The sequence below is a fragment of the Mesorhizobium sp. M7A.F.Ca.CA.004.06.1.1 genome (genome assembly GCF_003999135.1).
GTDB lineage: Bacteria > Pseudomonadota > Alphaproteobacteria > Rhizobiales > Rhizobiaceae > Mesorhizobium.
The window spans coordinates 1-4,712 of sequence record NZ_RZPQ01000465.1 but is presented as its reverse complement, the minus strand read 5'-3'; the positions used below and the strand labels follow the sequence as shown (position 1 = coordinate 4,712).

Here is a 4,712-nt window from a genome sequence, read left to right as displayed (position 1 = left end):
TTCCATGGCCTCCAACTGATCGCGCAGGGTCTGCGAGATCAAACCTTTCGCGACTGCCTTGTCGAGGGTTTCGGCGCTGATCAATTGGGCTCCTGCGTCGCGTCGCGCGCCATCATCAAGGCCGGCCCGTACTCCGATGTTCTGGTGTCAAAGGCAACAAAGCCAGCCTTTTCATAGGCACGGATCGCCCTGACATTGGCGGGATCCGGATCGATGATGACGCGCGGAACACCTTCCTCGAAAAGCTGTTCGACGAACTGGCGCACGATTGCCGAGCCATGGCCGCGCCCGAGCAACTCCGGCACGCCGATCGACACGTCGATGCCGAGCGTGCCGAACGGCTGGTCGGCATAGGGATGGTCGTCTTCCAGATGCGGGTCGTAGCTCTGCAGATAGGCGATCGGCTTGCCGTCGAGCTCGACGATCAGCGGCTCGACCGAAATCGAGTCGATGTGCTCGCGAATGCCGGCGATTTCCGTCTCCGGATCGTCCCACCACTCTGCAACATGCGGCTCGGCGAGCCAGCCGGCGATCATCGGCAGGTCTTTTTCCGTCACCGGCCGAAAGTCGTAGCTATCTTCTTGTTCGGCGATGATCTCTGGACGAACGGAACCGTTCGTCCGAGAAAACCGGTTTCCACTTTTCGGGGTCATGGCCGGCCTTTTCAGCCGACCTCGAGCGTTTCGACGACGAAATTGTTGTTGGTGTAGACGCAGATGTCGGATGCGATCTGCATCGCCTTGCGGGCGATCTCCTCGGCATCCTTGTCGCTGTCCATCAGCGCGCGGGCCGCGGCCAGCGCGTAGTTACCGCCCGAACCGATGGCCATGACGCCGAATTCGGGCTCGAGCACGTCGCCAGTGCCGGTCAGCGCCAGCGATACCGACTTGTCGGCCACCAGCATCATCGCTTCCAGCCGGCGCAGATAGCGGTCGGTGCGCCAGTCCTTGGCGAGTTCGACGCAGGCGCGCGTCAGCTGGTCTGGATATTGTTCGAGCTTGGCTTCGAGCCGCTCCAGCAGCGTGAAGGCGTCGGCGGTGGCGCCGGCGAACCCGGCGATCACATTGCCGCCCTTGCCGATGCGGCGCACCTTCTTGGCGTTGCCCTTCATGATGGTCTGGCCAAGGCTGACCTGGCCGTCGCCGGCGATCACCACCTTGTTGCCCTTGCGCACCGTCACGATGGTCGTGGCGTGCATGGTCAGATTATCGGACATTTCCTGGCTCCGAGCAGCGCCATCCCGATAAGGCGATCGGCGCGGTACGAGTGACTTGATCGGCCATATGTATGCATGGGACCGATGATTGCAAACCGCTGGATAGCGGCCGGGTTCGCAACTGGCAATCGCCGGATCATGCTGCTAGAAGGCTTTCGTTTTCAAGCCTGCGAGCGCTTGAACCTCTGAGCTGGTCACGATGTGAACCTCTGGGACAAGGATAGAGTGATGCCGCCCCGCGCCGCCGAAGTCAGCCGCAAGACCAAGGAAACCGAGATTGCCGTCTCGGTCCATGTCGACGGCACCGGAAAATCGGACATTTCGACGGGCGTCGGCTTCTTCGACCATATGCTGGACCAGCTGGCGCGCCATTCCCTGATCGACATGACGGTCAGGGCCAAGGGCGACCTGCATATCGACGATCATCACACCGTCGAGGACACCGGCATCGCGCTTGGCCAGGCGCTGGCCAAGGCACTGGGCGAGCGGCGCGGCATCATGCGCTATGCCTCGATCGACCTTGCCATGGACGAGACGCTGACGCGCGCTGCGATCGACGTGTCCGGCCGTCCGTTCCTGGTCTGGAACGTTTCCTTCTCGTCGCCGAAGATCGGCACCTTCGACACCGAACTGGTGCGCGAATTCTTCCAGGCTTTGGCGCAGAATGCCGGCATCACGCTGCATGTCACCAATCACTATGGCGCCAACAACCATCACATCGCCGAGACCTGCTTCAAGGCGGTGGCGCGCGCGCTGCGCGCGGCTCTCGAACGCGATCCGCGCCAGCCGGATGCGGTTCCCTCCACCAAGGGATCGTTGAAGGGATAAGGCCATGGCCACCTATGTCGTGATGGAACCGCCAGGCCGCAGCGAGAAGGCCGATGCCACGGCCTTTGTCCGCGATGGCTTCACCTGGCTGGGCCTCCTGGTGCCGCCGCTATGGTTCGCCTGGCATCGGCTGTGGATCGAGGCAGCGCTTGCCTTCGTCGTCATGGGCCTGCTTTCGATGCTGGGCCAGAAGCTCGGCCTTGGTCTGGCCGGCTCGCTGCTGTCACTGTTGGTTTCGCTCTATGTCGGACTGGAAGGGCAAGGCCTGCGCATCGCGGCACTTCGCCGGCGCGGTTGGCACGAATGGGGCGCGGTCGAAGCCGGTTGGCTCGACGACGCCGACACACGCTATGCGCTGGAAGCGGAAGCGCTTGCCGATGAGGTTGTGCCGGCGCCGCGTATGGTCCCCGATGCTGCCCTCGCGCGGCCAGCGCCATGCCCGGCTGCGCTGGGGCTGACCCACATTCCGGGAAGAAGCTGACATGCGGGTTGCGATCATCGACTACGGCTCGGGCAATTTGCGCTCGGCCACCAAGGCTTTCGAGCGCGCCGCGCGCGAAGCCGGCATATCGGCCGATATCGACCTGACCGCAGATGCCGAGCAGGTGCGCACGGCCGATCGCATCGTCCTGCCCGGCGTCGGCGCCTATGCCGACTGCGCCTCCGGCCTGCAGGCCGTCGAAGGCATGTGGGAAGCCGTCGAGGAGGTTGCGATCGTCAAGGGCCGGCCGTTCCTCGGCATATGCGTCGGCATGCAGCTGATGTCGCAGCGCGGCCTCGAAAAGACGATTACCAAGGGCTTCGGCTGGATATCGGGCGACGTGAAGGAGATCATGCCTTCCGATCCGGCGCTGAAGATCCCGCAGATCGGCTGGAACACGATCGAGCTCAAGCGCCAGCATCCGCTGTTTGCCGGCATACCGACTGGCGCAAGCGGGCTGCATGCCTATTTCGTGCATTCCTATCATCTCGATGCGGGCAAGGCGGACGAGGTTCTGGCGGTTGCCGACTATGGCGGCCCGGTGACGGCGGCCGTCGCCCGCGACAATCTTGTCGGCACGCAGTTCCACCCGGAAAAGAGCCAGGCGCTCGGCCTCGCGCTGATCACCAATTTCCTGCGCTGGAGGCCCTAGAGCATGATCCCGAAAAGTGGACCCCGGCTTTCTCGGACAAACGGTTCCCGTTTGTCCGGAGATCATGCTCGAGCAGAGGGATAGACCATGAGCAAGAAGGGCTACTGGATGGCGATGGTCGAGGTGACCGATCCGGAAAACTATCCGCTATACATTGCCGCCAACAAAGCGGCTTTCGACAAATATGGCGCAAAGTTCCTGACCCGCGGCGGTCAGTCGTCGAGCCCGGAAGGGCTATCGGGCAATCGCCATGTCATCATCGAGTTCGAGAGCTATGCGGTCGCACTCGCCTGCTTCCATTCGCCTGAATACCAGGTGGCGCTGAAATTCCGACGTCTCTATTCGACATCCCATTTCGCCATTGTGGAAGGCGCCTGAACGGATGATCCTTTTCCCGGCGATAGATCTCAAGGACGGCCAGTGCGTGCGCCTCAGGCATGGCGACATGACGACCGCGACCATCTACAACGATGATCCTGCCGCGCAGGCGCGGGCCTTCGAGCAACAGGGTTTCGAATGGCTGCATGTCGTCGACCTCAACGGCGCCTTCCAGGGCCAGAGCGTCAACAGTGCGGCGGTCGGCGCCATCCTCAAGGCAACGAAGAACCCGGTGCAGCTCGGCGGCGGCATCCGCACGCTGGCGCAGATCGAGGACTGGCTCGATCGCGGCCTGGCCCGGGTCATCCTCGGCACGGTGGCGGTGCGTGACCCGGACCTTGTCAAACAGGCCTGCAAGGCGTTTCCGGGCAAGGTCGCCGTCGGCATCGACGCCAAGGGCGGCAAGGTCGCCGTCGAGGGCTGGGCCGAGGCGTCGAGCCTCGGCGTCATCGAACTGGCGAGGAAGTTCGAGGGCGCCGGCGTCGCTGCCATCATCTACACCGACATCGACCGCGACGGCGTTTTGACCGGCATCAACTGGGACGCCACCATCGACCTCGCCGATGCCGTGTCGATCCCGGTCATCGCGTCGGGCGGCCTCGCCTCGATCGCCGACATCGTGCGCATGACCATGCCCGATGCGCAAAAGCTCGAAGGCGCGATCTCCGGCCGCGCGCTCTATGACGGCCGCATCGATCCGGCCGAGGCCCTGGCGATCCTGCAGGGCAGGGCGGAGACGCGGACGTGAAAATCTCCATTATCCTGGCCTCCTATGACAGCGGCCACTATCATGGCGGCATGGGCCAGGGGCCGGACGCGCTGGTCTCTGGCGGGCTCGTCGACGCCCTGACGATGGCCGGCCACGATGTGATGGTCGAGGATATCGGCAAGGTTGGAGATGCCCAGGAGCGTGAAATCGCCACCGGCTTTGCCGTCTGCAACGCGGTTGCGAGCGAGGTTCGCCTTGCCCGCGACGCCGGTCGGTTTCCCATCGTCCTTGCCGGAAACTGCCTGACCAGCGCCGGCGCGGTCGCCGGCGAAGACGCCGATGCGATCATCTGGGCCGACCAGCATGGCGATCTCAACACGCCCGAGACATCCACATACGGCTTTCTCGACGGCATGGCGCTGGCGACCGTGCTTGGCCTGTGCTGGCG

General features: G+C 63.7%; 8 protein-coding genes. 6 read left to right on the top strand and 2 right to left on the bottom strand.

What is annotated here, in order from left to right:
* Positions 1 to 80: 80 nt before the first annotated feature.
* Both EN906_RS23520 and hslV read right to left on the bottom strand, forming a co-directional pair.
* Positions 81 to 653: a GNAT family N-acetyltransferase gene (locus EN906_RS23520; protein ID WP_256754964.1), complete on the bottom strand. Its 573-nt coding sequence runs from the start codon at positions 651 to 653 to the stop codon at positions 81 to 83.
* 11 nt (positions 654 to 664) lie between these two features.
* The gene (hslV, locus tag EN906_RS23515; protein WP_127266874.1) at positions 665 to 1,216 is read right to left on the bottom strand and encodes an ATP-dependent protease subunit HslV; all 552 of its coding nucleotides are present in this window, start codon (positions 1,214 to 1,216) and stop codon (positions 665 to 667) included.
* 228 nt (positions 1,217 to 1,444) lie between these two features.
* Between hslV and hisB the strand changes: the two genes are divergently transcribed.
* The 6 genes from hisB to EN906_RS23485 all read left to right on the top strand — a co-directional run.
* On the top strand, positions 1,445 to 2,044 hold the full coding sequence (gene hisB, locus EN906_RS23510) for an imidazoleglycerol-phosphate dehydratase HisB (protein WP_127266875.1): 600 nt from the start codon (positions 1,445 to 1,447) through the stop codon (positions 2,042 to 2,044).
* Positions 2,045 to 2,048: 4 nt separating this feature from the next.
* On the top strand, positions 2,049 to 2,525 hold the full coding sequence (locus tag EN906_RS23505; RefSeq protein ID WP_127375414.1) for a DUF2628 domain-containing protein: 477 nt from the start codon (positions 2,049 to 2,051) through the stop codon (positions 2,523 to 2,525).
* 1 nt (position 2,526) lies between these two features.
* Positions 2,527 to 3,177: an imidazole glycerol phosphate synthase subunit HisH gene (hisH, locus tag EN906_RS23500; protein ID WP_127266876.1), complete on the top strand. Its 651-nt coding sequence runs from the start codon at positions 2,527 to 2,529 to the stop codon at positions 3,175 to 3,177.
* An 87-nt stretch (positions 3,178 to 3,264) separates the two neighbouring features.
* Positions 3,265 to 3,555: a DUF1330 domain-containing protein gene (locus EN906_RS23495; protein WP_127266877.1), complete on the top strand. Its 291-nt coding sequence runs from the start codon at positions 3,265 to 3,267 to the stop codon at positions 3,553 to 3,555.
* Positions 3,556 to 3,559: 4 nt separating this feature from the next.
* Positions 3,560 to 4,303, top strand: a complete 744-nt coding sequence (hisA, locus tag EN906_RS23490; RefSeq protein ID WP_127266878.1) for a 1-(5-phosphoribosyl)-5-[(5-phosphoribosylamino)methylideneamino]imidazole-4-carboxamide isomerase — start codon at positions 3,560 to 3,562, stop codon at positions 4,301 to 4,303.
* A partial coding sequence (locus EN906_RS23485) for an arginase family protein (protein WP_206529157.1) occupies positions 4,300 to 4,712 on the top strand: 413 nt, incomplete at its 3' end. The genes hisA and EN906_RS23485, both read left to right, overlap by 4 nt.